At 57.2% G+C, this 1,498-nt stretch carries 1 protein-coding gene; it reads right to left on the reverse strand.

Annotated elements, in window-relative coordinates; all coding sequences use genetic code 11:
* Positions 1 to 76: 76 nt before the first annotated feature.
* Complete coding sequence (locus tag NN5_RS24640; RefSeq protein WP_067739353.1) at positions 77 to 1,417, reverse strand: IS701 family transposase; 1,341 nt, start codon at positions 1,415 to 1,417, stop codon at positions 77 to 79.
* Positions 1,418 to 1,498: the final 81 nt, after the last annotated feature.

Raw genomic sequence — 1,498 nt, forward strand, 5'->3', positions numbered from 1 at the left:
CGTCACAAATGACTCGTTCATTCTGGCGCAGCATGGACATCGTGTCAGGCGTCGCGCCACTGCTGTGGTCAGCATTTTACGCAGCGTTGCGATCGAATTCGAGGTGTGGCGTTCGGGCCGTATCGGTATGTCCAAGGGATCGCGAACCACGGGGAACCGGAGTTTCTTCGCGGTTCCAGGTAAAGGCAAATCCTGAGGGGGGAATCGTCTCCCGTTCGGAGATCAGGAATCCGTAAGCTGCGATGCACAGGCTGGCATGATGGTGGAAGCCACGCCAACCCCGCCCTTCGTAATGGCCAAGGCCGAATTCCTGCTTGAGGTCTCGATAATCTCGTTCGATCCGCCACCGCATTTTCGTCGCCGAAACGAGCTCATGTAGTGTCGTCGTTGCCGGCAATGTTGAGAGCCAATACTTGCTTGGCTCTTCATCGCCCTCAGGCCATTCGACGAGGAACCATTCTTCTGCTCGTGGCTGGGTAAGATTATAGTCTCTGGAGGCGACACGAAGGCGCACTGCAGCAAAGCGGGATACCAGCTCGACATTGCTTCCTTCGCGCCATGCGATGGTCGTCCACGCGTCGGCCGGCAAGTCTTTCGCCAATGCTTTGGCTGACAGCGGCTTGTGAGCTTTGCTTCGTTGCACCAGCTTGGGAGGACGGCCTTTGCCGCTCCATGTCTTGGGCGGCATCGGCCCTTCGCCCGGACGCCAAAGACTGACTGTTGGCTGGACGCCAACCGAATATGTGAGACCCAGATCGGTCAGCCCCTGGCGAAACTGGCCATCCGCGCCATACCCTGCATCAGCAAGCACGATACCCACTGGCGTCTGTGCCGCGAGCGCAGAGCGGACTTGATCCATCGCAATTTGGGGCTTGGTCTGAAACACCACCTCGTCTGGTATCTTGGCCTTTCGGCGGCGTTCTGCGTCATCGAGCCAGATCTCTGGAAGGTAAAGTCGCCAGGCGACCGGCAAACTCGCACCCTCATTGGCAATGGTAAGGCTGACGGCAACCTGGCAATTATCCTGCTTGCCGAGTTGGCCACAATATTGACGGGCGACACCAACCGAATGTTGTCCCTTCTTCGGGAAACCCGTGTCATCGATGATCCAGGCAGTAATCGGCCCGCCTCGCTCGATCATTCGAGGTAAGACCCAATCCTGGACACGCCGCATCAGTGCTTCATCAGACCACGGCGCTTGCCCCACAAAATGCAGCAAGGACTGATGCTTGGCTGATACGCGTGCCGGTGCCGTCACTGCTGCCAGCGGCTCCACGCTCTTGCGTGCCACTGGCATCATCAGGCCTGTGCAATAATCTCGAAGAGGCTCTGCACGATCCATATGCCCGATAACTTCCGTCAGTGCGTCGACATATTGATCAAACGCGCTTACTGCATTCTCGTTGGTCGTCACCATACCGCTGATCCATCGTTATGAATCAGCAGCCTATCACAACCCAATCACCAGCGAATCCCCCGACTGACGATTTTTGTGACT

This window comes from Novosphingobium naphthalenivorans NBRC 102051, assembly GCF_001590985.1.
Taxonomy (GTDB): Bacteria; Pseudomonadota; Alphaproteobacteria; order Sphingomonadales; family Sphingomonadaceae; genus Novosphingobium; species Novosphingobium naphthalenivorans.

Excerpts from the sequence above, each read along its gene's own strand:
- NN5_RS24640 (WP_067739353.1), bottom strand. The coding sequence starts at position 1,417 with ATGGTGACGACCAACGAGAATGCAGTAAGCGCGTTTGATCAATATGTC.